This is a genomic window from Mesorhizobium sp. M0761, assembly GCF_040320205.1.
Classification (GTDB): domain Bacteria; phylum Pseudomonadota; class Alphaproteobacteria; order Rhizobiales; family Rhizobiaceae; genus Mesorhizobium.
Map to the genome: position 1 here is coordinate 11213 of NZ_JAMYPF010000026.1, position 24544 is coordinate 35756.

Sequence of the window (24544 nt, forward strand, 5' to 3'; positions counted from 1 at the left end):
GGGAGCGGTCACAACTGGTTCGCGTACTGTTTGACTGCCATTTCCAGTGCTTGCATCAAAGGCACAGCCTTGGAGAAGAGGAAGCCTTGAGCGGTTCGGCAACCAAGCTTGTGCAGGGTTTGCCGATCCGCCTCTGTTTCGACGCCCTCGGCCATGACCTCGATCCCGAGCATGTCACCGAGTTCGATGACGGATTTGACAAGCAGTCGGTCCTCTCGGGACTTGGCCAAGCCGCGAATGAAGCCTTGGTCTATTTTCACCTTGCGTATCCGACGGTCCTTGAGAGATGCCAAGGTAGAAAAGCCGGTGCCGAAGTCGTCGAGCGCGATGGAAATACCGGCATGCGAAAGCCGTCCGAGCTTTTCATCCACTCTGTCCGGATCCACCGGCGATTCTTCGGTAATCTCGATTTCGAACATCGTCGCAGGCAGGCCTCTTGCGGCCAGACCATCCAGAACCATGTCGTCGATATCGCCGGCTTCCAGTTCGCGCGGGGAAACATTCATCGCCACACGAATGTTACGACAGTCAGCTTTCACCAAGCCGTCGATAAAAGCACAACAGTCGGCGAATACGGTTTGCGTCAGCAGCTGAAGCATTCCGGTTTCGCGTGCGGCTGTGATGATTTCGGGTGGAGAGATGGCACCATGTGTCGGATGGGACCATCTCAGCAAGGCTTCAAAACCGACCACGGCCTCGGTGTCGAGTTTCACGATCGGCTGGAACCAAGGTTGCAATCTTCCCGTCTTTATCGCCGAATGAAGGTCCCGTTCCATGGACTGGCGGCGTTGGAGTTCCCGGTCGAGTTCGGCATCGAACAGGCAAAATTCGTTCCTGCCATGGCGCTTGGCCGTATAAAGGGCGATATCGGCCCGCAACAGCATTTCAGTCAGGCTCGACGTCTGCGCCAAGTATATCCCTATCGATGCCCCGACGCGCACGGACGCGACCCCGATATAGGGGCGAGCAATTTTGGCTATGATATTGGAGGCGAGATCACTGGCAGAAAGCGAAGCTCTCGTTGAGGGAAAAACCAGCACGAATTCATCGCCGCCGATACGAGCTAGCGTTGAGCCGTCCGGTGCTTCCTGCTCTATGCGGCGGGCGATCATGACAAGCAGTTCATCACCGGTCCTGTGACCGTAGGTGTCGTTGACAGATTTAAAGCCGTCCAGATCAATCAGCATTGCCACGAAGGGGCCATCCGCGGTCTTGAACCGACCGATGGCGTGTTCAAGGCCCCGCCTGTTGAGAAGGGCGGTCAAATGGTCCTCCCTGGAGTTGCGCTCCATTTCCGACGCAAGTCGCTCTGCCTCATGTCTCAGGCGGCTTGCTTCGCGGAAGCGCGCCTGCCCAACAAACGAAGCTCGGACCAAGCCGCCCATGAAGAGCAGAACGGTGAAAGCCAGAATGTAGCGTTCAAAATTGCCTTTCGCCAAAAGGCACGCCACCGTGATGAGGAGTGGAGGTGTGATGAAGCTGGTCGCCGCCGCGGCATACGAACTGCCATATGTAACCGCACCAGCTGAAATGCCCGCCAGTATGACCAGATGCATCGGTGCTTGAGGTGTTGTGTATCCAACAGTCAGCACGGCCGGGAAGGACCAGGCAAACCCTGCCAGAAGGGCAAGGACGCCAAACATGCGAAGGCGCGGCAAAACGCCAAGCAAATCCTGATGGCGCCCCGTTTCCTTTAGCTGAAAACGGGCGAGTGCAAGCCGGGCGGCATTTAGCGCATTGACGACCAGGAACCAGCTTGCAGCGGCGAAGCCGCCGCCAGAAAGGGCCTGCACCCCGCAAATCAGGCCTGACAGGATCGCGCTTATCGGCATCGACACGAAGAGCCCGGCCCTCAGGTCAGCAAGCTGATCCTGACGGATTTTGGCCTCCAGCGATTCTTCTTTCTTTAGGGGTGCCATGAATGGACCAGCTTGCTTCCGTCATTGTTCGCGAGGACCAAACCTATGCAAGCCCACTGAAGGACGGGTTAACTACCCAGCGAGGGTAACCAGTGCGCTCACCATGCTTCGGGTCACACCTTTGGCTTAGCATTGCCGAATCATCAAGGTTTCGCCCGCGCGCGTGCCTTGATCCGAATCATGCCATGATCGGCAACGTCACCAGGAAGCAGCCTTGCCCGCGACGCCGCGAGCCAGCAAGACAAAGAAGCCGCGCCGAGACAGCGCTCCAGAGGTAGCGCTCTGTGCGATTCACCGCCTGAGCATGGCCGAAATGCCATGGCGGACAAAGGGAAGATGTTGGGCAAAGCGGAGCCCAGCATGTCTTGCAAGCCGTGCCGCCGGGTGCTCGCTTGAGTAAAGACCGACAAGCATGTTGGTGGCATGATAGAGCGGCGCCGCCGACAGCCGCAGCCGGTTTTCGTATCTGCCGAGCATGTCGGGATCGGCAATGTCGCGGCGGGCGCGACATGCTGTCAGTATTTTATGAGCGAGTTGCTTCTGGCCGCTGAGGCCGATGTTGAAGCCATGCGCGGTCACCGGGTGCATGCCGATGGCAGCGTCTCCTATCAGTGCCGCACTCGGTGCCGAGAACTTGTGCGCCCAGGTCGTGACCAGCGGATAGGCATGGCGGGTGCTTGCCAGGGTCATGTGCCCGAGGCGTCCTCGACACCGGTTCATCAATTCCATGAGGAACAATTCGTCATCGAGAACAGACAGTCTATCGGCCTCGATTGAGCGCAAAGTCAGAAGCAGCGACGACACGCCTTCCATGAGCGGCAACATCGCTATGGTCTGATGGTGGTCGAACCATTCGACCGCGATCTGGTGATGGAAGCGCTCGTGCTTCACTCGGCAAATCAGCATGGAGTGGCCAAGCGGATGGATGTTGGCGCCAATGCCGAGCAGGTCGCGCATCGCGGACAAACGCGAATCCGCTGCTACGAGCAGCCGAGCGGCCAATTGCCTGCCATCAGAAAGCGTTATGACCGCCTCGTCGTCGCTGGTTGTTGCATTCACGACCGAGTTGCCGCACAGCAGCCGGGCATGATCCTGGAAGTAGACAATTTTGAACAGGGCATCGCGGATCCGACAATTTGGGACCAGAAATCCGAGTGGTTCCCCAGATCCGCTGCGAGTATCGAAGCACAGGGCGAAAGGGCTCGATCCGTTGAGCACGCGCGCGCCATGAAGCGGTGATTTGTCCGATGCGGGGATGGCATCCCAGGCGCCGAGCTCGCGAAGGATTCTCACTGATGCGTGGGTCAGCGCGATCTCGCGACCGTCGAAAGCCGGATTCGCCAGGCTGTCGAGCGACTGCCGTTCAACCACTGCCACCTTGAGTCGGCTCCGGGCGAGCGATGCTGCGAAGGCAAGTCCGACCGGCCCAGCTCCGACGACAATGATGTCGAATGTGTCGACAGAGCCGGCCATCAGCGTGCCGCCATAGCGTCTATCTGCGATACGAAGCGCTCTTGAAGCATCGCAATCACCCACGGTTTGCCGCCATCTCCCCATCGTCGATAGACATGCGTTCTCCGTTGGAAGCCTGGTCAATGAAACCACGCCGACGAAGAGATAACGCTGATCTGGATCAACCAGGCTCGATAACCCGGCAACGGCGGGTTCACGGTCGAGTGGTCGATTGCCGTGAAAACGTTTGCATGTCTAGGCATTCTGAATGGTCGGCTTCCCAATCGCGTGCCCCTCCTGGCCAAAGGTTCGGCAACGTATTGTGGCTGATCCGTTCTTCGCACGCGCGCCGATATCATCATGACGAGGCAATCCAGCAGACTCGGTCGACTGACGACCAGCATCCGCCCAGTCGTTGGGGGCCGCCAACCGGTTCAGCCTCGCGGCTCTTCCCGATCGATAAGGATCCGCTGGGCGGAGCCGTCGAGATCTTCGTATTGGCCGCTCTTCAGATCCACAGGAAGCGCCGGTCCAAGCCCCACCAAAACAGGCAGCGGCCATCGCATTCCGTCAGGACGGGCGTCTTGCTGCCGACAGCGTGCTCTCCGCCCATGACGGGCGCTAGACGCCGAAGGAACTCGCCGACGGCCTCATGTCCAAGTGATGTGGGAAGGGAGCAGAACCAAAGGGACTCTGCTCCGCGTCCCCGCTTTTTTCGCAGCTATGAAACCGTCAACGAACGGATCCGTTCTGAGGAGGAGGCCGTCCTTGACTTGCCCGACGCCGGCAACCTTCTCAGCCGCAACGATCGCGGCTTTCCGTTGACGCTCGTCGACAATCGCCCCCGTCAGTTCGACGAGGCCGTCGCTGACCCTAACATCAATCAAGTCACCACCGCTCCACGATTGTCCGTGCAGTTCGGCAAGTACGGCCTTGCGGATCAGGTCGTCATCGGGTGGCCTGGTGCCCTGTTTCGGCATGGCGCGGATCAGGACAAGCAGCAAATCAGTTCGCGTGATGATGCCGACGACCCTTTCCCGATCGACAATCGGAACATTGTTGATGCGATGTTGCATCATCAGGTCGACAATATCTGCAATCGAGGCGCCAGGAGGCGCCGAGATGACGGGTGTGGTCATCACCTGATGGATGATCCGTCCGTTCGAGCGCGCATAGTCTTCGGCGACTGTGCCCGGGCCAAGATCAAACTCCAGCCAGCGCGGACGCACACGCTGGGTCCCAAGTTCTTCTCGGCGCAAGAAGTCGCTTTTGCTTACAATGCCAATCAGGGTGCCGTCGCTGTCTGCTACCGGCAGGCAGCTGACCTTGTTTGAAAGCATGAGCTCGACCGCTTCGGCGATCGTCGCGTTCGCATCCGTCGTGATGACTGGCTTTGTCATTATGGATTCGGCTTGCATCCTCACCCTCCTGATCTTTCGTCGGACGACGATAGGACATCCCGACCCGCGGCGCGTTGATCTGAGTCACTTGGAACGAGTGGCATTCTCCGCGCCGTCGTCACTGTCGATGAGAATGCGCTCCGCCGCGCCATCGAGATCGTCGTATTGGCCGCTTCTCAACGCCCACAGGAAGCCGGACAGGCCGAGTGCGCCAAGGAACAGCGCCACCGGAATGAGATAGGCGAGCGTCGTCATGAGGATCGGGCCAAGGCGCCGGCCCGCGCGGGCCTGTCCTGCCGCGCAGTTTCGGACGACGCACCCGTTGCGAAGCCTTGCAGACGCATCGCATTTCCAATCACAAGCAATGACGAGGCAGACATCGCGACCGCCGCGATGAGAGGCGTAACATGACCCAGAATGGCGACCGGCACGGCCACAGCATTGTAAACGATAGCAATTGTTATGTTCTGTCGGATCAGACTTCCCGCCTTGCCCGACACGTCCAGCGCCAGCGGGATCGCCAAGAGGCTTTCGCGCAGAAAAACGAAGTCGGCTGCATTGCGGCCAATGTCGGCGGCGGTGGCGGGTGCGATCGAGACATGCGCAGCGCTCAGCGCCGGCGTGTCGTTGAGCCCGTCGCCAACCATCAGAACCTTGTGCCCGTCTCTCGCCAGGCTCTCGATGCGTTCAACCTTGCCGGACGGCAGCAGGCAGGGAACGAAGTCGTCGACACCAAGCACGTCCGCAACCTCGGCGCAGCCTTTCGCGGTATCGCCCGACAGCATTTCCACGCACATACCAGCGTTGCGCAGTTGATCGATCGCTGCCCTGGTGTCGAGGCGCAGCGCATCCTCGAAAACGAAGGATGCGACAATCATGCCGTTTTTCGTCAGGACTGTTCCGCCGTAGCCATGTTTGCCTTCGCCGCCGGTTCGAGCCTTCCAGCCAGCCCATCCGCGTCTACCCAGCCGCCAGATGCTACCGGCGGCTGTGGCTTCGATCCCGAAACCCGGGTGCTCGGTCACCGCGCCGAATTTGTGCTGGCTGCTGCTGACGGAAAAGCTGGCAATGGCCTTTGAATATGGATGACGCGAATGCGCGGCCAAGTCGGCAGCGATTGCCAGCATGGCGGGATCAATCGAAGCTGCGTTGACGAGCCGTGGCTTCCCAAGCGTGAGCGTCCCGGTCTTGTCGAACACGGCTGTATCGATCGTCGCCAGGCGCTCCATGGCCGAGCCGTCCTTGACCATGATGCCGTTTTCGAACAGGCGCCGCGCGGCCACCACCTGAACGATTGGAACGGCGAGGCCAAGCGCGCACGGGCATGTGATGATGAGAACAGCGATTGCGATCGTCATCGCCCGGTGCCAGTCGCCAGTCACCGCCATCCAGCCCAGGAAGGTTGCCAAGGCGGTGAGATGAACCACGGGCGCGTAGAGTGCCGACACGCGGTCGGCGATACGGCGATACCGGGCGCGACCACCTTCGGCGGCCTCCATCAACCGAACCATTTCCGCCAGGAACGAATCCTTGGCGGCCGCTGTCGCCTCAATCGTCAGCGGACCGGTGAGGTTGAGGACGCCGGCCTGCACGGTGTCTTCCGGCGCCACGCTACTGGGCGTGCTCTCGCCGGAGACCAGGGAGCAGTCGACGTCCGATGTCCCGCGCACAATTTTGCCATCGACAGGGATTCTTTCGCCGGCGGCGATCAACAACAGCATGCCCGGTTCGATCTCGGCCACCGGCAGATAGTCCCGAGCGCCATCGCCGCGCAGCACCATGGCGCCGCGCGCGGCCAATTGTGACAGGCTCTTCACAGTGGTGCGGGCGCGTTCCCGCATCACGTGATCGAGCGTGCGACCGATCAGGAGGAAGAACAGCAGCGATACCGACGCGTCGAAATAGGCGTGGTCGCCGTGGGTGATCGTCTCATAGAGGCTCATGGCGTAGGCCAGCGACACGCCGACGGCGATCGGCACGTCCATGTTCATGCGGCCGTGGCGCAGCGCATTCCACGCCGACTTGAAGAAGATGCCGCCGGCGAAGGCCAGCGCAGGAATGGCGATCAGGGCCGAGACCCAGTGGAACAGGTCGCGGGTGGCGCCCTCGGCGCCGGACCAGACCGACACCGAGAGCAGCATGATGTTGCCCGCAGCAAAGCCGGCAACAGCGACGGCGCGGATAAGCTTCGAAAGCATCTTGTCCTTTGCATCAATCACGGTTTCGAACAAATGCGCCTGATAGCCGAGCCGGCCGAGCACAGCGACCAATGGTGGAGCCTCGTCGCCGCGCCAGCGGACTGAGACCCGCTTGGTTGACAGGTTCACGCGAGCTGCCTCGACGTGACCGAGTTTTCCCAAGGCCGTCTCGATCGTCTGGATGCAGGCGCCGCAATGAACGGTCGGCACCGAAAGGTCGGTCTGATGAAGGTCGTCGCCAAGCGATCGGCTGGCCAGCCTGACCTCCTGGCTGGACGGCAGAACTGAAGTGGCGCTGACAAGATCCAGCGCGACTTCCGCGCCCGGTGCACAGCAGCTCATTTTAGCGCTCCATTGGAAATCATGACCCTGCGCACGTCGCGATAAGGTCTTGCCAGGCCGGCATCGGCGTCGATTTCGATGATCCAGACACCATCCCTTGGCACGTGTTGTGCTGCAAACTCCTGGCCAGAGACGAGGGCGAGCGTGACGGACTCATCCTCTTTCTCGGAAGCCGGATGGCGAAACAGCACCTTCACGCCATGCAGGGAAACCGGTTTGCCCGCGGCGTCGATGATGCCATAGCGGACTTCGTCCCATGCGATGGTCAACTGGCCGGTCCAGCCAAGCGCTGCCTGCGCACGGCCTTCCTCGGCCTTCTTGTTGAACTGCTGGCTGGCCACATAGGTGTTTTCGACGACAAGGCCGGTCCAGCTTGTGTTGGCAAGCGTCGCCATCGTCAGATTGACCGCGATGACCACACCGAAAAACGCAAGGATGATGGCCAACATGTGCCTGCCGGTGAATTCGCCGGGTTTTCGGGTGGTGGCGTTCATCTGGCGGTCTCCGGTGCGTTGAAGGTGGCGGTGTATTCGTTCGACTCGAAACTCGCTTTGTCCTCGACATGGAGTGTGAAGGTCTGCGCTTCGCCGTGGATCTGATCGACAGGCACGCGCACGAAAATTTTCAGCATCTTCAGCCGGTCCGGCTCAACCTGGACCGCGAAGGAGCGGGCGGCCGGCAAGTCGACGCCAACGATGCTCATTTCTGCGCCCGCCAAGCCTCCAACGGTGACGACGATCGTTCTTGGCTCGGGGATCATATTCAAAAGCTTGACGGTGTAGCCATTGCGGATTGAGCCGTCCGACAGCGTCACGAATTGCGGGTTGCGGTCGTGCAAGACGTTGATTTCGAGCCGGTCGCGCGTCAGCAGCGAAAAGAGCAGGCCCAGTCCGATCAGCGACCACATCGCCATGTAGACATAGGTGCGTGGCCGAAAGATCTTGCGGATATGGAAATGCGCCACCCTGTCCGAAAACAGGCCGTCATCCGTCCTGACCAGCGACGGATCGACCGAGCTGGCGCCGCCTGCGGTGGCCAGGATCATGTTGGCGTTGTAGTCGGAGAGCGTCGCGTAGGAGATCAGTCCTCGCGCTTTGCCGAGCTTGTCCATGACGCCGTCACAGGCATCGATGCAGAGCGCGCAGGTGATGCATTCGAGTTGCTGACCGTCGCGTATGTCGATCCCCATCGGACAGACGGCGACACAGGCATTGCAGTCGACGCAATCGCCGACGGGATGCCCTGCGGCAAGAACCTTCTTGGCGTGACGGGTGCGCGGTTCGCCGCGCCAGTCATTGTAGGTGACGGTGAGCGAGCTCTCGTCGAGCATGGCTGCCTGGATGCGCGGCCAAGGGCACATATAGGTGCAGACCTGTTCGCGCATCAGCCCGCCAAACGTGTAGGTCGTCGCCGTCAGAACCGCGACGGTGATGTAAGCGACAGGCGCTGCCGTGCCGGTGAAGAGTTCGCCGAGCAGCGTCGGCGCATCGGCGAAATAGAAGATCCATGCGCCACCAGTCGCTGCGGCTATGACCAGCCAGATGACGTGTTTTGATGCCCGCAGCACAAGCTTACGAGTGGTCCAGGGACCGGCATCGAGCTTGATGCGTGCGTTGCGGTCGCCCTCGATCGCGCGCTCGAGGACCAGGAACAGATCGACCCATACGGTCTGTGGGCATGTGTAGCCACACCAGGCACGGCCAACAGTCGACGTGATCAGGAAAAGACCGACGCCGGCCATGACCAGAAGGCCGGCGACATAGTAGAATTCCTGGGGCCATATCTCGATGAAGAAGAAATAGAAGCGCCGGTTGGCGACATCAAGCAGCACCGCCTGGTCGGGGGCAAACGGACCGCGGTCCCAGCGCAGCCACGGCGTCAGATAGTAGATGCCGAGCGTGATCGCCATCACGATCCATTTGAATCGGCGAAAGCTGCCCGAGGCCCGCTTCGGGAAGATCTTCCTGCGCGCGGCATACATTGGCTGGCGCACCTTGGCGGAGTTGACCGTCGTGGGTTCGATCCGTTCTATTTGCGTGTTATCGAGCACGAGAAGCTCCAGTCACCAGCGACGATTTCGCCGGAAGCCGACTCATCGGTTCTGGATGATGCCGAGGCCCGGCTTGCGCCGGGCCTCGTCGCTTGGCGGGAGGGGGAGGACGAGAATAGGCTGCTTTCCTATTCTCCGCCGCCAAGCGAATGGATGTAGACCGCCAGTTCCTTGACCTTGATCTCGCCGAGGCGCGCGCCCCAAGCCGGCATCACGCCCTGTTTCGGTGCGGTTACCTGGGCGGCGATGGCGGCTTCGCCCGATCCGTAGAGCCAGATGGCGTCGGTCAGATCAGGAGCGCCGAGTTCCTTGTTGCCCTTTGCATTGTTGCCATGACAGGCCACGCAGTTTTCGGCAAAGACCTTGGCGCCGGGCGCCACCAACACCTGATCGCTGACGGTTTGGGACAGGCTGGCAATATAGGCGCTGACCTGTTTGATCTGATCGGCAGTGATGATGTCGCCAAAGGCCGGCATTTCGGACAGGCGCGTATCCGGATCGGAGGCGAAGCGAATGCCATGTGTAACCGTCTGCTGGATCTGGTCCGCCTTGCCGCCCCACAGCCAGTCGTCGTCGTTGAGGTTGGGGAAGCCCTTGGAGCCCTGGGCGCCGGAGCCATGGCACTGGACGCAATTGAGCTTGAACGCGGCACCGCCGGCGGCGACGGCGAATTCGCGCAGCGTGTCGTCCGCCGCGATCTCCGAAACACTTTTCGCTTCTATCGCGGCGACATATTTGCCCTTGGCTGCTTCAGCCTTGGACAACTCGTTCCCGACATCGTTGCGGCTGGAGTAGCCGAGCACCCCCTTGGTTGCCGTGTGCAGCAGAGGCCATGCCGGATAGGCGATGGTGTAGCCGATCGCCCAGACTATGGTGATGTAGAACGTCCAGATCCACCAGCGCGGAAGCGGGTTGTTGAGCTCCCGGATGCCGTCCCACTCATGACCGGTGGTTGAGATGCCGGAAACCTCGTCGATGTGATCGCTGCTCATGATCAGTCCTCCTTCAGAGGAATTTGAGCTGCTTCGCCGGCTTGCCTGCGGCTTCCGGGACGAACTGCAAAGGCAACGGATCCGATGAAGAAAAGAGCCATGGCAAGTAGGCCCCAGCTGTCGGCAAACTCCCGCATGAAATTGTACGTCATGGCCATTGTCCTCAGCGGTAGCCGGCGGTCTCATCGTAGTTCTTGAAATCGACCAGCGTGCCCAGCATCTGGAGATAAGAAACCAGCGCGTCCATTTCGGTGACTTGCTGCGGGTTGCCGTCGAAGTCGCCGATCTTGGCCTTGGGGTAGCGGGCCTCGAGGCCGGATGTGTCGGCGTTGGGATCAGCCTGCGCCATCAAATCGGCATTGGCGTTGGCGATCATGTCGTCGGAGTAAGGGACGCCGACGCGCCTGTTGGCGACCAGATGCGTCGAGAAGTCCTTCACCGCGATCGGCTTGTCCTTCAGGAAGGCATAGCTCGGCATGATCGATTCCGGCACCACGGACCGTGGATCTGTCAGGTGATCCACGTGCCACAGGTTGGAATACCGGTCGCCAACGCGGGCGAGATCCGGTCCGGTGCGCTTCGATCCCCACTGGAAGGGGTGGTCGTATATCGACTCGGCCGCCAGGCTGTAGTGGCCGTAGCGCTCGACCTCGTCACGGAACGGCCTGATCATCTGGCTGTGGCAGAGGTAGCAGCCCTCGCGGACATAGATGTTTCGCCCGGCAAGTTCGAGCGGCGAGTAGGGGCGCATGCCTTCCACCTTCTCGATCGTATTATCGAGATAGAAGAGCGGCGCGATCTCGACGATGCCGCCGATTGTCACGACCAGCAGCGACCCGAGGAGGAGAAGTGTAGCGTTCTTCTCGATGACCGCGTGTCTGTTCATCAACCTCATTTTCTGTCTCATCATCGCGCAAGCTGGAGGGCGGGGGTGGAGCGCGGCATCGGATCCTGCTCGCGCCGGTAGCCGAGGATGGTCATGGCGATGTTCCAGGCCATGATCAGGGTGCCGAAGAGGTACATGGCTCCGCCGATGGCACGCATGACATAGTAGGGGTGCATGGCTGCCACGGTTTCGGCGAAGGAGTAGACCAGGAAGCCCTGTTCGTCGTATTCGCGCCACATCAGGCCCTGCATGATGCCGGACACCCACATCACCGCAGCGTAGACAACGATGCCGAGCGTCGCCAGCCAGAAATGCCAGGTGACGAGCCTGAGCGAATAGAGGCGTTCACGGTTCCAGAGTCTCGGCACCATGAAGTAGATTGCGCCAAACGAGATCATGCCGACCCAGCCGAGTGCGCCGGAATGGACGTGGCCAATGGTCCAGTCGGTATAATGCGACAGCGAGTTGACCGTCTTGATCGACATCATCGGGCCTTCGAAGGTCGACATGCCGTAGAAGGCGATGGCCATCACCATCATGCGGATGATGGGATCGGTGCGCAGCTTGTCCCAGGCGCCCGACAGCGTCATCAGGCCGTTGATCATGCCGCCCCATGACGGCATCCACAGCATGATCGAGAACACCATGCCAAGCGTCTGCGCCCAGTCGGGCAGGGCGGTGTAGTGCAGGTGATGCGGCCCGGCCCAGATATAGAGGAAGATGATTGCCCAGAAATGGACGATCGAGAGGCGGTAGGAATAGACCGGCCGGTTGGCCTGCTTGGGCACGAAATAGTACATCATGCCGAGGAAGCCGGCGGTGAGGAAGAACCCGACCGCATTGTGGCCGTACCACCACTGCGTCAGGGCGTCCTGGACTCCGGAAAATGCGGAATAGCTCTTGGATCCGAGGAAGGAGGCCGGCATCGAGAGGTTGTTGATCACATGCAGCATCGCGATGGTCACGATGAAGGAAAGGTAGAACCAGTTGGCGACGTAGATGTGCGGTTCCTTGCGCTTCAGGATGGTGCCCAGAAACAGGATCAGGTAGGCGACCCAGACGATGGTCAGCCAGATGTCGACATACCATTCGGGTTCCGCATATTCGCGGCTCTCGGTGATGCCGAGCAGATAACCGGTCGCGGCCATGACAATGAAGAGCTGGTAGCCCCAGAACACGAACCAGGCGAGATCGCCACCGAACAGCCGAGCGCGGCATGTGCGTTGGACGACATAGAGAGACGTGCAAAGCAGCGCGTTGCCGCCGAAGGCAAAGACGACGCCCGAGGTGTGCAGAGGCCGCAAGCGGCCGAAGTTGAACCAGGGCTGGATGTTGAGATCGGGATAGGCAAGCTGCAGCGCGATGGCCACGCCGACAAGCATGCCGATGACACCCCAGAACATGGTGGCGATTGCGCCATAGCGGATTGGCCCGTCCATGTAAGCGGACGGGTCGATCGGAGCGGCAGGCTTGAACTCAGTGTTACGCAGTAGGATCGCAGTGAAGCCAGCCAAGGCGAAGAACAAGACCCACATGTGCTGGCGAAAGGGTTCATCCACCCCAGTGCCAGCCGCCACCAAAGCCGCGAATGCGAACAGGCTTAGAAGCACGATTTCTTTGCCGAATTTCATCGCAAACCCCGATTTCCAATTCCGGCGGATGCCAAACCGCGGTGCCTTATTGCGCAGCCGTCGCCTGCTCGCCCTGATCCATGTCAGAGCCGCACCATTTTGCTCGAGCAGCATCGAGTTCGGTGCGATCAGACTGCGACGATCGAATGTGGAAGCGCACCACCGGCCGCCCGTTTATGGATGGGGCCTGGCGTCCCGGTCGGGCCCCGGGTGCGGAGGCGACCGCGGGCGTGTGGGGGAGCGCACCTTCTGCGACGCTAGAAAGCAGGTCGACGCCTTACCGAACCCCGCGTTCAATGCATTGGAACGGCCAGCGCCAGCGTTACGCTGCCGTCGTGACATTCATGGCTTGGGGAGACGGCGATTTTCCCCTGCGGATGAGGCGTATTGACTTCGGCCAAGTGTGGATGCTTCGCCGACGAGCCGAAAGGCAACTGGCGCATACGATCGGATGGAGAACGGGCTGTCGCTACGCGACTTCTTCTGAGCCCAACGCGAGCATGCCCTGCCCCGAATGAAGTAAGTGACGGGGGCCATGCAGCTTCTGCGTCATTCAAACGGCTGTAGCGCCTCGGCCGCCGCAGCGCCGTTCCAGCCGGCTCATGCTGTCCACGGTGACGCGGCGGTTGTTCTCGATCCGAATCACGCCGTCCATTCTCAGGCTGGTCAGCTGACGGCTCACGGTCTCGTTTGTGATTCCAAGGAAATCAGAAATGTCGGCACGCGTCATCGGCAGCTCGAAGCACGTCGAGCTAGCCGTCGGGTCAACATTGGAGTGGATGTTCCGGGCAATCATGAGGAGAAAGCTCGCCACCTTTTCTGGTGCGGTCTTGCGCCCCAGAGTCACCATCCATTCGCGTGCCTCGTCAAGTTCGTTCAGCGCCTGCTTGAGCAGGCGATGCACAAATTCGGGTGACTGCTTCATCATCCGTTCGATGGCCGCTCTGGGAAACGAGCATAGCGAGACAGCTGTTGCCGCTTCCGCATTGATCGCACTTTTCATCTTGAAGGGCCGACCCAGAAAATCCGGGGCGAACTGCAGGCCGACAATCTGTTGGCGTCCATCTGACAGGCTCTTCGTGAGCTTCACCACGCCTGAAAGCACGTTCGAATAACAGTCGACCGCCTCGGCGTCGCCGATCAGTTCGACCCCCGGCTCGATATTGTGCCGCGACGACGTCTTGGCGAGCTGAGCCAAATGGTCTGGCTCTAGCGCGCCACAGACACCGCGGCGCCGTGCCTCGCAAGACAGGCAAAGAACGGGGATGCCGGAACTGTGAATATCCTGCCGTAATGTCATTCGATCGCTCTACCGGTCCGTGCGGGCAGGATAGCATCCACGGTAGAAAAATCCTTGCGGCAGTTTGTCCGTGCTGAAGGTTGATCGAAATCAGGGCTTAGGCTCATCCAAGCATCCACAGTTCGGGCGACGCAAACACGGTGGACCACGACATGCGACAAAAGCTAGTTGCCAGATTTGGCGAGAAAGTCCCGCGCTACACGAGCTACCCGACCGCGCCGCATTTCAATCCAGGCGTTGATGCTGCCGTTTGTCGTGGCTGGCTGCAAGCGCTCGGCGGTGGTGACGAGATCTCGCTCTATCTGCACATCCCTTACTGCGACAAGCTTTGCTGGTTCTGTGCCTGCCATACCAAGCAGACACGCCATTACGAACCGGTGACCACATATCTGCGCTCACTGCATGCCGAGATCGCCACCGTCGCCAGTCTTGTCGCAGGCAAGGGTCGCGTCCGTGCCGTCCATTTCGGTGGCGGTTCGCCGACCATGCTCAAACCCGAAGATATGGTGGCGCTGGGAACCGCCCTGCGCAACAGCTTCGGCTTTCTTCCCGGCGCCACGATCAGCGTTGAAATCGAACCCAACGATATGGACGATGCCCGCCTCGATGCGCTTGCCGAAATCGGCATGACCCGTGCGAGCCTCGGCGTCCAGGACTTCGATCCGAAGGTTCAGAAGGCAATCAACCGCGAGCAGAGCTTTTTGCAGACCAAAGCGGTAGTCGACGGTGTTCGTTCGCGCGGCGTCGAATCCGTCAATCTAGACCTGCTCTACGGCCTGCCGCACCAAACCAGGGCGAGCGTTTCCTCAACGGTCGCGCAGGCACTGACCCTGGAGCCGGACAGGATAGCGCTTTTTGGCTACGCCCATGTGCCGTGGTTCAAGAAACACCAGACGATGATCGACGAGGCATGGCTGCCCGGTCCCGCGGAGAGATTTGCTCAATCGCAACTGGCGGCGCGGGCGATCGTGGACCAAGGGTACGAAGCAATCGGCCTCGACCATTTCGCCAAACCCGGCGATGCCCTGGCCCTTGCCGCCCGCGCCGGAACACTGCACCGGAACTTTCAGGGTTACACCGACGATTGTTGCGAAACCTTGATTGGGTTAGGCCCATCGTCCATCAGCCAGTTTCGGCAGGGCTATGCGCAGAACATGCTTTCGACCAGCGAATATCGATGCACGGTGGATGACGGCGGGCTGGCCGCTGTTCGGGGTATCGCACTTTCCAACGACGACCGCGTTCGCGGCTGGATCATCGAACGTTTGATGTGCGACTTCGCCTTCTCGGCCATCGATCTGGTGGAACGCTTCGGCGAGGCCGGCCAGAGGCTCCTCCTTCAGTCAAGTTCCATGGCCCTCCACGATCCGGTTCGATTGCTTGAACTTGATGGCGACAGATTCGTTGTGCCGGCTGAAAGTCGCCCTTTCGTCCGAAGCATCGCGGCCAGGTTCGACAAATATTTCGAAGCTGGAACGGCCAGGCACTCGGCGGCAGTCTGAGCACTCAGAGGAATGGTCATGCCTCTCAGTCGATCATGGACCGCGGTACGTTTGTTGATCGGCGACCGTCTATCGAGACAAGATTCTGAGCGGACCAGACGCGTCTTGGCGCAGCGACGATATCGTCCGCTCGAGCCCTGCCTGTCGGATCATGGTTGTCGGCGACAGCTCCCTTCGACCTGAACCACCCGTTCACCCGAATTCTGCCGGCGCAGTTCCAGTGGAAAGGGCCTGGGCTAGACGGCTCTCTTGTTACCCCAGAGCACAACGTGCAGCTGCGGTAGCACGCGGGCCTCGAACCATCTGTCGCGGGTCACGCTGTCAACCAGCCACTCCATGCGCTTCAATATTCCGTCAAGGTCGACAGGCGCGTCATCATTTGTGGGGTGTGGCGGCGTGTGATTGCCGGGCTGCAGATAGATCGGAAGTTGCGGAAATTGCGCAGCGGCGTCTTTCGCGTAGGTGTAGTCCCTTTCGTCGAAAACAATGAGCTTGAGCACGACTTGGGGCTTGCCTTGTGCCGCCTGGAGGCACGCCTCGACAGCGGCCCAATCTGTCGTCATTTGGCTTGACGGCGGCTTTGGGCTGAGGATCAGCACGTCAAGCTGCGCAAACCAGTCCCTGGCAAGCGACCCTTGGGTTTCCAGCGCAAAACGGTAACCGTCACCATGGCCCCGGTCGATGAGCGCGCCGAGCGGCTGGATGGCCGGATTGCCGCCTGATAGCGACACCATCAGCGGGCGGCCACCGGAAAGGGCAAGCACATTTTTCCACACCGCGCCAACGGACATCATCTCCCATTCATGGCGGAATTGATTGTCCACAGCATGGAGGCTGTCGCACCAGGAACAGCGATAGTCACACCCGCCGGTTCTGACGAAGATCGTCGGCAAACCTATGAGCACGCCCTCGCCCTGGATCGTCGGCCCGAAAATCTCGCTAACGCGGATTGCGGGATGAGTATTCGTCATGGCCGGTATTCCGCCCAGGTTTTCGGCGTTTCGCTCACCCGCACGGCCGCGGTTTCGCTCAGGCGTGCCTTGCACCAGTCGTAGAAATGTCTGGCCAGATATTCCGCCGTGACTTGCTCGTGTCCCAGCACGTCGTTGAGATGCCGGTGGTCGAAGCTCTCGTCGATGTAGCGTTTGAATGGCGCCAAGTCGTGGTAGTCGCGCACGAAGCCGTGATCGTCCAGTCCATCCGCTGAAAGCTCCACTTCGACGATGTAGTTATGTCCGTGCAAGCGCGCGCATTGGTGATCGGGTGGCAATGAGGTGAGCTGATGCGAGGCTGAGAAGTGGAATTCCTTGGTGATGCGGAACATTACGCGGTGGTCCTTCGCAGCGCTCCGAGCCAGAAGTCGGAGTCCTCATACTCGGTTGGGTCCGGGTGCCCAGCGATGTGAAACGCCTCACGCCGCTCGACGCAGGTCCCGCACCTCCCGCAATGACGCTCGGCGCCCTTGTAACAGGACCAGGTCTGCGCAAACGGCGTGCCGTATGTGGCTCCATCCGTAACAATGTCCGCCTTCGTCAGGTTCACATAGGGTGCATAAAGGCGAATCTGCGCGTAGCCGTCGAGCGCGTGGTCCTGCATCATCTGGAAAGCGTCGATGAAGGCCGGACGGCAATCGGGATAGACAACGTGATCCCCACCATGCACGGCCGTCGCCACTGCGTCAGCGTCTTGCGCTGCGGCGAGGCCGAAGGCAATGGCCAACATGATGGCGTTCCGGTTGGGCACCACCGTTATCTTCATAGTGTCTTCGGCATAGTGCCCGTCGGGCACGTCCACATTGTCGGTCAGCGCGGAGCCGGAAAGGCCGCCGCCGATCTCGTGGATATCGATGATTCGCTGCGGGACACTCAGGCGCTCCGCGCAGAGGGTGGCGAAGCCCAATTCCTTCCTATGCCGTTGGCCGTAATCGAACGATAGCAGGCCGGTAAGCTGGTGCTCCGCTGCCACCTTGTGGGCAAGAGTAACGGAATCCAATCCGCCGGAGCAGACGACGAGAGTCTTCATCGTTGGGTCCTTGTTTTAACCGGGTAGGCTGCGACCGGAGATTTCTCTGCGCTCCAGTACTTCAGGAAAACCATTTTGTGAAGTGAACGGAGACCAGTTCGTGCGCTTGCGTGCGATGCGCAAAAAGCCCTCGCGGTGAGCTGCAAGGACACGGACTGGCGAGACGTCACCCTTCAGCGGAATGCTCAAAGTCGAACGCTTCTCGGGGACAAAGTTCTCGACGAGCAGAGCCTGGCGGTCCCGAGCGCCGAGCGACGCCATTGCAACGGTTTCGGGGTAGAAAGCCGAGATGGGCTTGCCGCAAACAGCTCACTTACCAGGGATGTTCAGCGATGCCGAAATCCAGATATCGGGATGGATTATGAGGTCTTGTCGCGACAGCTTTGGCTGGCCTGCTCCTCGCGTTTCGTAGATGCAGCGCATTCCACTTCAGGATCATTTTGATGAGCGCGCCCTCGATGGATGACCGGCGAACCCTGAATAACCGGTCGTGAGCCGACATCTGTGAACAAGCGGTGTGGTCGATTGCAATCACCCATGTCTTGCGCACAGGTACCTTATGGCAGTGGATGAACTGAACTTGATGGTTTTACAGATGGCAGTCGAAAGCGTCCGCTCGCTCTCGTTGAGCTTCGCTGAAAAAGCCGCCGAGATAGCCACCAGGAGCCGCGGCAGCCTGCTTTTCGACGTGCGGATCGACGGTGACGCGCAGGTCCAGCGGGTCGCAGCCATCCGATATCACGGCGGCCAGTTCGGCGTGCTGGCGTTAGACGGACACGGCCTAGTTACCCACTATTGCATCGTTAACGGTATGTTCTCACATTACATTGCGGCCTTGGAGAGCTGGCACAGGATGCCCCTGTCGATGCAGGCCAAGATGGATGCCAACGGCAATGCCCGTCTCTTCGTAGCGGCGTTGCGGGACGCCGGACATATGCTGGGCACCTAGCATTTGGCCAGAATGCATCTCTGAATTTGCAAGTGCATCACTGCGATGGCGCCGGCATGATCGTCATGCTCGAAAAGGGCTGCGGCGGCCGCGGCAAAGCGGTCGCCGCGATGGTGGTGTCAACGGCGTTGCATCGATGCGAGCGTTTAGAACAGAGGTCTCCTCCTGGCATCGAGCGCATGCAAGGAGCTACGCAAGCGCAAATGTATCAAGTATTTTGAAGGGACGACCCCTCATGCATACTTAGCTGCGATGCTCGGGCGGCATAAGCCTCGTTGCCATCTAGCCGCCTTGATGCACGGCGATAAGCTTTGACGGCCTGAAGCGACGCTGTGGTCGCCGTTGCGGTGCTTTTCCACGCGCCTCGTCATGCGCCGGGATTGCTCCGGCGTGATGGCAGGCGGGGGTTCGCAGGTTCCGGTCGGCGGTTCGGTTCGGGGCGTCTGCGCCCCATCTTTATGTCGCGAGTTGGGGGATGCGATCGGGACGATGCGCAGAATACGCTGGCCGGGGCAGAATGTCGGCAGGTGCAGGCGGATTTGCGATTTCATCTCGACCACCCGCGCAGCGATTTTGATGAGGCGCAATCGCAGCGTGTCGAATTGGGCGACGGCAAAGCTCGAGAGCCTCGGCATCGCGGCGCGCAAGCCCCACATCAACCAGTAAGCACCGGCATGCAGGAATAGCCGGAACTGGTTGGCCGTCGCTCTGGTGCAGGATGTGCGGTCGGCGGCAAGATGCGCCTTCCACGACTTGATGTGGTTCTCGGCCGCGCCGCGCCGGCAGTAGACATCCTCGTAGAGCGCCTTCGCCTTCCCACCGGCAACGTTGGTGACGACGAAGCGGATATCGCCACCGTGGGCGCCGACCTCGACCCGCGCGATGATGCGCTCGACGCGGCTCCAACTAGCGGCGCCGTCAACGAACTTCTTGAACCTGCGGACCTTGCCTGTCTTGGCCGACGCTTCGAAGCGCGCGGTCGTGCTGGCCTCCAGATCCGCGACATGCTTGCGCAGGGTCGTGGTGGGCGCGAGGCCAAAGATGAAGTCGACGTCGTTGGCGCGGCACCAGTCGATGACCTGCGGGTTGCAATAATGGCTATCGCCGCGGAGCAGGATTCGAATGTTCGGCCAGTTGATCTGGATCGCCCGCACCAGACGGCGCAGGTGGGGGCGGATCTCAGCCCCACTCGGCCGCTTGGCCGGTCGGAGGATCGCGCTGACGAACCGTCCCGCACCATCGAACACGACGATCGGCTGGAAGCCGTACTTGTCATGGTGGGCATTGAAGAGGCGAAGCTGTTGGCCTCCGTGCACAGCGTCGAAGGTGTCGTCAATTTCGAGTACGATCCGCTTCGGCACTTGCCGGAACGAGGCGCAATAGAGATCGACCATCGCCCGTCCCATCGCGACCAGCTCCCGCACCCCGGGTAGGTTCTCCAGCCGGCACAGCGTCGATTGCGACGCCAGATCCCGACCCGACGGCAGCGCATCCTGGGCCGTCTTGAAGACCGGATCGCGGCGCAGCCGGTTGGCGTCGTTGCCGTCCTCGTAGCCGGCGGCGATCATCTTCATGCGAAAGTCGATCATGTCCGCCAGGCTGTGGACGACCTGGTCCGGGCAGCGCGGATCGTCGATGCAACGCGCCAGACGCTCGGCCACCCGCAACCGCTTTTCCATCTCGGCCTAGGCCAAACGCCGCTGTTGGACGACAGCATGCCGCCGTCGAAACCGGCGACGACGGACTTGCCGCCGACTGATGAAAAACCGCTCACCGGCAGCGCAAGATCGTTCATGGTGGGTGTGGTCTCCGGGAAATTTCGGATCGGCTTAAGCAACCAAATCCTACGTCATTTCAACGGGCTTGCGCCCACATCCACCAACCCCCATGAATTTGGTTAGGTTGATGCTGCGTGCCGCCGCCGTGAGGCCGCGCTCGCTAAGCAGCGCGTCGAGAACGACGAGAAGATTCAGATCGAGCCCTTTGAAACGCATGTCTTAGCTATCCATAGCGTGGATGAATTTGATTGAAACAAACGATTTTACCAATTTTCCGGAATGTCGCATGGACCTGGCAGGACCTCACGTGCGCCGATCACTGCCTCTATCGCGTGGCGAGTCCCTTGAGAAGAGCCCGAAATAGGAAATCTGTCGCGTGCGGTGGGGATTGTACTGGGAATGAGAGGCAGCGCTCCGATCATGTCGAACTCTCCGACGAATAGCGGACCGGTACAATAGTTGATCGCAGCTGGTCCGGAGCAATGAAACATCTCGATTACATATGAGGTGCCGAGTGAATACGCTGACAGCACCCACCGTCGCAGCGTTTAGCTGACGTTTGACGACGGTTCCTATCCATTTACACGCAGATTCTTGATGTGCTGGCGCAAAACCGGGAGGCCGGCGACTCTTCTTCGTCATCGGGCTGACGCCGAAGAAGCCGGAGCTCGTCCGGTTCCTATGGGCATTGGGCTTGGTCGGTCGCACAGGCTCTATGAGGGGCAATTTTGGCAACGCGACGCGACTCGGGTTTTGAACGACGCCGAAAACGCAAGCTAGAAAGGAACAAGATGGCAGATCAACTCGCCAACGAAATAATCGCAATGATCAAGAAGCGCGCCGCGTCGGAGGGCGGCATAGCGCCTGCCACGGGCGGCGAGATAACGGCCGCCACGGGACTGACTTCGCTCGGTATCGATTCACTGGGATTGGCGGACGTTCTCTGGGACCTGGAGCAGGCCTACGGCATCGAGATCGAGATGAATACGGCCGAGGCATGGTCGGATCTCCAGAATGTTGGGGACATGGTGGAAGCCGTGCGCAGCTTGCTCGCTACGGGGGTGTGAATGGACAGGCGCGTCGTGATTACTGGGATTGGCGGAATTTGCGGGCTTGGAACCAACGCCGCCGCCATTTGGACAGAGATGCGAGAAGGCCGCTCCGCCATCGGCCCAATCGTCAACTCCGAGTTCCATGAATTGAGGGTCAGGATCGGTGCCGAGATCAAGGCCCTGCCGGAGCATGACATCGACAGCAAGCAACTCATCTCCATGGACCGCTTCAGCCTGCTCGCTGTGCTTGCGGCGCGCGAAGCCATGCGTCAGGCCGGACTTTCCTCCAAAGAGGGAAATAGCTATCGCTTCGGTGCGACGGTGGGCGTTGGCGGCTGCGGGTGGGATGCGATCGAGCAAACCTACCGCGCCATCCTGCTGGGCGGTAAGCGTGCCGCTCTCTTGACTGTACCCAAGGCGATGCCGGGTGCCGCTGCCGGCCAGGTCAGCATGAGTCTCGGCCTGCGCGGGCCGGTCTTCGGCGTCACGTCCGCCTGTTCCTCGGCAAACCATGCGATTGCCTGCGCGGTGGACCAGATCAGGCTCGGCCGGGCCGACGTGATGCTTGCCGGCGGCAGCGAAGCGCCGCTCATATGGGGTGTGCTGAAGGCATGGGAAGCGATCCGCGTGCTTTCGCCCGATACTTGCCGGCCATTCTCGGCCGATCGCCAGGGCCTGTCGCTTGGTGAAGGAGCCGGCATGGCGGTGCTGGAAAGCTACGAGCATGCCCTGGCTCGGGGCGCCACCATCCTTGCCGAAATTGCGGGTGCCGGCCTTTCCGCCGATGCGTCCGGCATCGTCGCGCCGACTGTCGAGGGGCCGGAGGCAGCAATGCGGGCCTGCCTTGCCGATGCCAGGCTGGATGCCGAAGATGTCGACTATCTCAACGCGCACGGCACCGGCACCAAGGCCAACGACCAGATCGAGACGGCGGCGATCAAGCGCGTCTTCGGTCAGCACGCCTTCTCAATGTCCATTTCTTCTACCAAGTCCATGCACGCGCATTGCCTCGGCGCTTCCGGCGCGCTCGAGTTGATCGCCTGCGTGATGGCTATCCGCGAGAGCGTCGTGCCGCCGACTGCCAATTATCGTGAGCTGGACCCCGATTGCGATCTCGACGTCACGCCCAATGTGGCACGCGAGCGCAAGGTGCGCGTGGCACTGAGCAACTCCTTCGCCTTTGGCGGCACGAACGCGGTTCTGGCGTTCAGGCAGGTGTAGAAGCCATGAGAGATGCCTCCGGCAACATTATCTCTCGCATCCAGATGCTTGCCGGATAACTATTGTGAAGGGCGGGTCATTGACCGCCTCGGCGAATGCGGGAAGTGGCAGCGGAAGCTCGACGATCCGGGGGTATCGTCTTTGCGAAATTCTTAACTGTTGAACCGGCTTGGACGTACCGCCGCCCCGTAAAAGGTAAGCGAGGCCCTGCGGGCTCGGCTTGAGGGTCTGAAGCTGTACACGACAAATTTCTGGAAGCCGCAGGGTCGGCTCTGCGCCCGTTATGTCGCCTGAGTGCTGCCGGCCCGGCCGCGCCGCGGGCGCCGTCAACGAACTTCTTGAACCTGCGGACCTTGCCTGTCTTGGCCGACGCTTCGAAGCGCGCGGTCGTGCTGGCCTCCAGATCCGCGACATGCTTGCGCAGGGTCGTGGTGGGCGCGAGGCCAAAGATGAAGTCGACATCGTTGGCGCGGCACCAGTCGATGACCTGCGGGTTGCAATAATGGCTATCGCCGCGGAGCAGGATTCGAATGTTCGGCCAGTTGATCCGGATCGCCCGCACCAGACGGCGCAGGTGGGGGCGGATCTCAGCACCACTCGGCCGCTTGGCCGGTCGCAGGATCGCGCTGACGAACCGTCCCGCACCATCGAACACGACGATCGGCTGGAAGCCGTACTCGTCATGGTGCATTGAACAGGCGAAGCTGTTGGCCTCCGTGCACAGCGTCGAAGGTGTCGTCAATGTCGAGTACGATCCGCTTCGGCACTTGCCGGAACGAGGCGCAATAGAGATCGACCATCGCCCGTCCCATCGCGACCAGCTCCCGCACGCCGGGTAGGTTCTCCAGCCGGCACAGCGTCGATTGCGACGCCAGATTCCGACCCGACGGCAGCGCATCCTGGGCCATCTTGAAGACCGGATCGCGGCGCAGCCGGTTGGCGTCGTTGCCGTCCTCGTAGCCGGCGGCGATCATCTTCATGCGAAAGCCGATCATGTCCGCCAGACTGTGGACGACCTGGTCCGGGCAGCGCGGATCGTCGATGCAACGCGCCAGACGCTCGGCCACCCGCAACCGCTTTTCCACCTCGGCCTAGGCCAGAACGCCGCTGTTGGACGACAGCATGCCGCCGTCGAAACGGGCGACGACGGACTTGCCGCCGACTGATGACAAACCGCTCAGCGGCAGCGCAAGATCGTTCATGGTGGGTGTGGTCTCGGGAAATGGTTCGGATCGGCTTAAGTAGCAAATCCTACGTCATTTCAACGGGCTTGCGCCACATCCACCAACCCCCATGGCTTTTTCAGGCTAGCAGAGAGGGTGCTGCGGTGCACTCACTGACACGAGATCGCAAATGGAGGCGCGTGACCACCAGAACTGGCGACACCCATGGTGGTCCGCTGGACCCGCAGGAGGAACCACAAGGTGTCAGCGGGCAGAGCGCAAGCGAGTGCCTACTTCGATCTTTCTAGAAGCGCGCCGGCCGGCGGGGCGGGGGGGGGGGGGGGCCGCCAGCCCCCCCCCCCCCCCCCACGCCACTCACGAAGAGCGGCCCCTTTTCGTGGTTCGAACGCCCATAGTCAACCCGGAAACGTCAGGATGCCCGCCATGGTACTTTCAGAGCGGCGCGACTCGCCATGTTGGACGATTCAACCTAGGAGTAGCCCCTCTCGTAGGCCGAGTTGATGCTCAAGCCAGCATCGCCTTGCCGAACTAGGAAGAGTTCGCCGTTACAATCCTTCGTCGCGAGCCGATGCCGTCGTGCACGTTTCGTAGCACTCCGGGCGGCTATATCGCTTGTTGTTCGGCGAGCTGCGCCAGAAGGCATTCGCATCAAATCGACTCAAGCGT

General features: G+C 60.7%; 22 protein-coding genes and 4 pseudogenes. 5 read left to right on the forward strand and 21 right to left on the reverse strand.

Annotation, left to right across the window (positions count from 1 at the left end; translation table 11 throughout):
• Window positions 1–8: 8 nt before the first annotated feature.
• From NKI32_RS28690 to NKI32_RS28750, 13 genes are all read right to left on the reverse strand, one after another.
• Window positions 9–1919, reverse strand: a complete 1911-nt coding sequence (locus NKI32_RS28690) for a putative bifunctional diguanylate cyclase/phosphodiesterase (RefSeq protein ID WP_353004736.1) — start codon at window positions 1917–1919, stop codon at window positions 9–11.
• A 291-nt stretch (window positions 1920–2210) separates the two neighbouring features.
• Entirely contained in the window at window positions 2211–3392 is a 1182-nt protein-coding gene (ubiM, locus tag NKI32_RS28695) for a 5-demethoxyubiquinol-8 5-hydroxylase UbiM (RefSeq protein ID WP_353004738.1), read from the reverse strand.
• 413 nt (window positions 3393–3805) lie between these two features.
• A complete protein-coding gene (gene ccoS, locus NKI32_RS28700) occupies window positions 3806–3937 on the reverse strand; it encodes a cbb3-type cytochrome oxidase assembly protein CcoS (protein WP_081740647.1) in 132 nt (43 codons plus the stop codon).
• 84 nt (window positions 3938–4021) lie between these two features.
• Window positions 4022–4789 carry a CBS domain-containing protein gene (locus tag NKI32_RS28705; RefSeq protein ID WP_352792859.1) on the reverse strand — a complete coding sequence of 256 codons (768 nt, stop codon included), beginning with the start codon at window positions 4787–4789 and terminating at the stop codon, window positions 4022–4024.
• Between the two features lie 66 nt (window positions 4790–4855).
• Window positions 4856–5026: a cbb3-type cytochrome oxidase assembly protein CcoS gene (gene ccoS / locus NKI32_RS28710; protein ID WP_352792861.1), complete on the reverse strand. Its 171-nt coding sequence runs from the start codon at window positions 5024–5026 to the stop codon at window positions 4856–4858.
• Window positions 5023–7311: a cation-translocating P-type ATPase gene (locus NKI32_RS28715; protein ID WP_353004741.1), complete on the reverse strand. Its 2289-nt coding sequence runs from the start codon at window positions 7309–7311 to the stop codon at window positions 5023–5025. The genes ccoS (NKI32_RS28710) and NKI32_RS28715 overlap by 4 nt, the downstream gene beginning before the upstream one ends.
• Entirely contained in the window at window positions 7308–7805 is a 498-nt protein-coding gene (locus NKI32_RS28720; protein ID WP_353004743.1) for a FixH family protein, read from the reverse strand. The genes NKI32_RS28715 and NKI32_RS28720 overlap by 4 nt, the downstream gene beginning before the upstream one ends.
• Window positions 7802–9361, reverse strand: coding sequence for a cytochrome c oxidase accessory protein CcoG (gene ccoG, locus NKI32_RS28725; protein ID WP_353004744.1), 1560 nt, complete (start codon window positions 9359–9361; stop codon window positions 7802–7804). Before ccoG ends, NKI32_RS28720 begins: the two co-directional genes overlap by 4 nt.
• Window positions 9362–9489: 128 nt before the next feature.
• The gene (gene ccoP / locus NKI32_RS28730) at window positions 9490–10353 is read right to left on the reverse strand and encodes a cytochrome-c oxidase, cbb3-type subunit III (RefSeq protein ID WP_353004746.1); all 864 of its coding nucleotides are present in this window, start codon (window positions 10351–10353) and stop codon (window positions 9490–9492) included.
• A gap of 2 nt (window positions 10354–10355) precedes the next feature.
• Entirely contained in the window at window positions 10356–10505 is a 150-nt protein-coding gene (locus NKI32_RS28735) for a CcoQ/FixQ family Cbb3-type cytochrome c oxidase assembly chaperone (protein WP_023690689.1), read from the reverse strand.
• An 11-nt stretch (window positions 10506–10516) separates the two neighbouring features.
• Window positions 10517–11248 (reverse strand): cytochrome-c oxidase, cbb3-type subunit II, encoded by a 732-nt coding sequence (gene ccoO / locus NKI32_RS28740; protein WP_023716338.1) that lies wholly within the window; start codon window positions 11246–11248, stop codon window positions 10517–10519.
• An 11-nt stretch (window positions 11249–11259) separates the two neighbouring features.
• Window positions 11260–12870, reverse strand: a complete 1611-nt coding sequence (gene ccoN / locus NKI32_RS28745; RefSeq protein ID WP_352792871.1) for a cytochrome-c oxidase, cbb3-type subunit I — start codon at window positions 12868–12870, stop codon at window positions 11260–11262.
• 553 nt (window positions 12871–13423) lie between these two features.
• On the reverse strand, window positions 13424–14170 hold the full coding sequence (locus NKI32_RS28750; protein ID WP_353004749.1) for a Crp/Fnr family transcriptional regulator: 747 nt from the start codon (window positions 14168–14170) through the stop codon (window positions 13424–13426).
• A gap of 152 nt (window positions 14171–14322) precedes the next feature.
• Between NKI32_RS28750 and hemN the strand changes: the two genes are divergently transcribed.
• Complete coding sequence (gene hemN / locus NKI32_RS28755) at window positions 14323–15672, forward strand: oxygen-independent coproporphyrinogen III oxidase (protein WP_352544212.1); 1350 nt, start codon at window positions 14323–14325, stop codon at window positions 15670–15672.
• A 236-nt stretch (window positions 15673–15908) separates the two neighbouring features.
• On the opposite strand, the gene queE is transcribed toward hemN, so the two are convergent.
• From queE to NKI32_RS28775, 4 genes are read right to left on the reverse strand one after another with little or no spacing between them, the layout of a single operon-like run.
• Window positions 15909–16643 carry a 7-carboxy-7-deazaguanine synthase QueE gene (queE, locus tag NKI32_RS28760; protein ID WP_023713158.1) on the reverse strand — a complete coding sequence of 245 codons (735 nt, stop codon included), beginning with the start codon at window positions 16641–16643 and terminating at the stop codon, window positions 15909–15911.
• Entirely contained in the window at window positions 16640–16996 is a 357-nt protein-coding gene (queD, locus tag NKI32_RS28765) for a 6-carboxytetrahydropterin synthase QueD (protein ID WP_023673552.1), read from the reverse strand. The genes queE and queD overlap by 4 nt, the downstream gene beginning before the upstream one ends.
• Window positions 16996–17694, reverse strand: coding sequence for a 7-cyano-7-deazaguanine synthase QueC (queC, locus tag NKI32_RS28770; RefSeq protein WP_352515443.1), 699 nt, complete (start codon window positions 17692–17694; stop codon window positions 16996–16998). The genes queD and queC overlap by 1 nt, the downstream gene beginning before the upstream one ends.
• A gap of 15 nt (window positions 17695–17709) precedes the next feature.
• Window positions 17710–17955 carry a hypothetical protein gene (locus NKI32_RS28775; protein ID WP_352559082.1) on the reverse strand — a complete coding sequence of 82 codons (246 nt, stop codon included), beginning with the start codon at window positions 17953–17955 and terminating at the stop codon, window positions 17710–17712.
• 298 nt (window positions 17956–18253) lie between these two features.
• Between NKI32_RS28775 and NKI32_RS28780 the strand changes: the two genes are divergently transcribed.
• Together NKI32_RS28780 and NKI32_RS28785 are read left to right on the forward strand one after the other, a co-directional pair.
• Window positions 18254–18643 carry a hypothetical protein gene (locus NKI32_RS28780; protein WP_023747260.1) on the forward strand — a complete coding sequence of 130 codons (390 nt, stop codon included), beginning with the start codon at window positions 18254–18256 and terminating at the stop codon, window positions 18641–18643.
• Between the two features lie 56 nt (window positions 18644–18699).
• Entirely contained in the window at window positions 18700–18864 is a 165-nt protein-coding gene (locus NKI32_RS28785) for a hypothetical protein (protein WP_352544215.1), read from the forward strand.
• A 235-nt stretch (window positions 18865–19099) separates the two neighbouring features.
• Here NKI32_RS28785 and NKI32_RS28790 read toward each other — a convergent pair.
• Window positions 19100–20438, reverse strand: a pseudogene (locus NKI32_RS28790) (IS1380 family transposase).
• Window positions 20439–20535: 97 nt separating this feature from the next.
• Window positions 20536–20637, reverse strand: a pseudogene (locus NKI32_RS28795) (LysR family transcriptional regulator); the annotation flags it as partial.
• Between the two features lie 575 nt (window positions 20638–21212).
• Between NKI32_RS28795 and NKI32_RS28800 the strand changes: the two are divergent.
• Both NKI32_RS28800 and NKI32_RS28805 read left to right on the forward strand, forming a co-directional pair.
• Entirely contained in the window at window positions 21213–21488 is a 276-nt protein-coding gene (locus NKI32_RS28800; RefSeq protein WP_023708072.1) for an acyl carrier protein, read from the forward strand.
• Entirely contained in the window at window positions 21489–22694 is a 1206-nt protein-coding gene (locus NKI32_RS28805) for a beta-ketoacyl-[acyl-carrier-protein] synthase family protein (protein ID WP_023708073.1), read from the forward strand.
• Here the strand turns inward: NKI32_RS28805 and NKI32_RS28810 are convergent.
• Together NKI32_RS28810 and NKI32_RS28815 are read right to left on the reverse strand one after the other, a co-directional pair.
• Window positions 22681–22845: pseudogene (locus tag NKI32_RS28810) on the reverse strand (LysR family transcriptional regulator); the annotation flags it as partial. The gene NKI32_RS28805 and the pseudogene NKI32_RS28810 overlap by 14 nt on opposite strands.
• Window positions 22846–23013: 168 nt before the next feature.
• A pseudogene (locus NKI32_RS28815) lies at window positions 23014–23896 on the reverse strand (IS1380 family transposase); the annotation flags it as partial.
• Window positions 23897–24544 lie beyond the last annotated feature (648 nt).

Bases quoted from the DNA above. Each gene is read 5' to 3' on its own strand.
- ccoO (WP_023716338.1), bottom strand. From the start codon at position 11,248: ATGAGGTTGATGAACAGACACGCGGTCATCGAGAAGAACGCTACACTT.
- ccoS (WP_081740647.1), bottom strand. From the start codon at position 3,937: ATGCGATGGCCGCTGCCTGTTTTGGTGGGGCTTGGACCGGCGCTTCCT.
- NKI32_RS28715 (WP_353004741.1), bottom strand. From the start codon at position 7,311: ATGAGCTGCTGTGCACCGGGCGCGGAAGTCGCGCTGGATCTTGTCAGC.
- NKI32_RS28775 (WP_352559082.1), bottom strand. From the start codon at position 17,955: ATGGCGTCGCTCGGCGCTCGGGACCGCCAGGCTCTGCTCGTCGAGAAC.
- ccoP (WP_353004746.1), bottom strand. From the start codon at position 10,353: ATGAGCAGCGATCACATCGACGAGGTTTCCGGCATCTCAACCACCGGT.
- queE (WP_023713158.1), bottom strand. From the start codon at position 16,643: ATGACGAATACTCATCCCGCAATCCGCGTTAGCGAGATTTTCGGGCCG.
- NKI32_RS28720 (WP_353004743.1), bottom strand. From the start codon at position 7,805: ATGAACGCCACCACCCGAAAACCCGGCGAATTCACCGGCAGGCACATG.
- NKI32_RS28805 (WP_023708073.1), top strand. From the start codon at position 21,489: ATGGACAGGCGCGTCGTGATTACTGGGATTGGCGGAATTTGCGGGCTT.
- hemN (WP_352544212.1), top strand. From the start codon at position 14,323: ATGCGACAAAAGCTAGTTGCCAGATTTGGCGAGAAAGTCCCGCGCTAC.
- NKI32_RS28750 (WP_353004749.1), bottom strand. From the start codon at position 14,170: ATGACATTACGGCAGGATATTCACAGTTCCGGCATCCCCGTTCTTTGC.
- ccoN (WP_352792871.1), bottom strand. From the start codon at position 12,870: ATGAAATTCGGCAAAGAAATCGTGCTTCTAAGCCTGTTCGCATTCGCG.
- queD (WP_023673552.1), bottom strand. From the start codon at position 16,996: ATGTTCCGCATCACCAAGGAATTCCACTTCTCAGCCTCGCATCAGCTC.
- NKI32_RS28785 (WP_352544215.1), top strand. From the start codon at position 18,700: ATGATCGTCATGCTCGAAAAGGGCTGCGGCGGCCGCGGCAAAGCGGTC.
- queC (WP_352515443.1), bottom strand. From the start codon at position 17,694: ATGAAGACTCTCGTCGTCTGCTCCGGCGGATTGGATTCCGTTACTCTT.
- NKI32_RS28705 (WP_352792859.1), bottom strand. From the start codon at position 4,789: ATGCAAGCCGAATCCATAATGACAAAGCCAGTCATCACGACGGATGCG.
- ubiM (WP_353004738.1), bottom strand. From the start codon at position 3,392: ATGGCCGGCTCTGTCGACACATTCGACATCATTGTCGTCGGAGCTGGG.
- NKI32_RS28690 (WP_353004736.1), bottom strand. From the start codon at position 1,919: ATGGCACCCCTAAAGAAAGAAGAATCGCTGGAGGCCAAAATCCGTCAG.
- ccoS (WP_352792861.1), bottom strand. From the start codon at position 5,026: ATGACGACGCTCGCCTATCTCATTCCGGTGGCGCTGTTCCTTGGCGCA.
- NKI32_RS28780 (WP_023747260.1), top strand. From the start codon at position 18,254: ATGGCAGTGGATGAACTGAACTTGATGGTTTTACAGATGGCAGTCGAA.
- NKI32_RS28735 (WP_023690689.1), bottom strand. From the start codon at position 10,505: ATGACGTACAATTTCATGCGGGAGTTTGCCGACAGCTGGGGCCTACTT.
- NKI32_RS28800 (WP_023708072.1), top strand. From the start codon at position 21,213: ATGGCAGATCAACTCGCCAACGAAATAATCGCAATGATCAAGAAGCGC.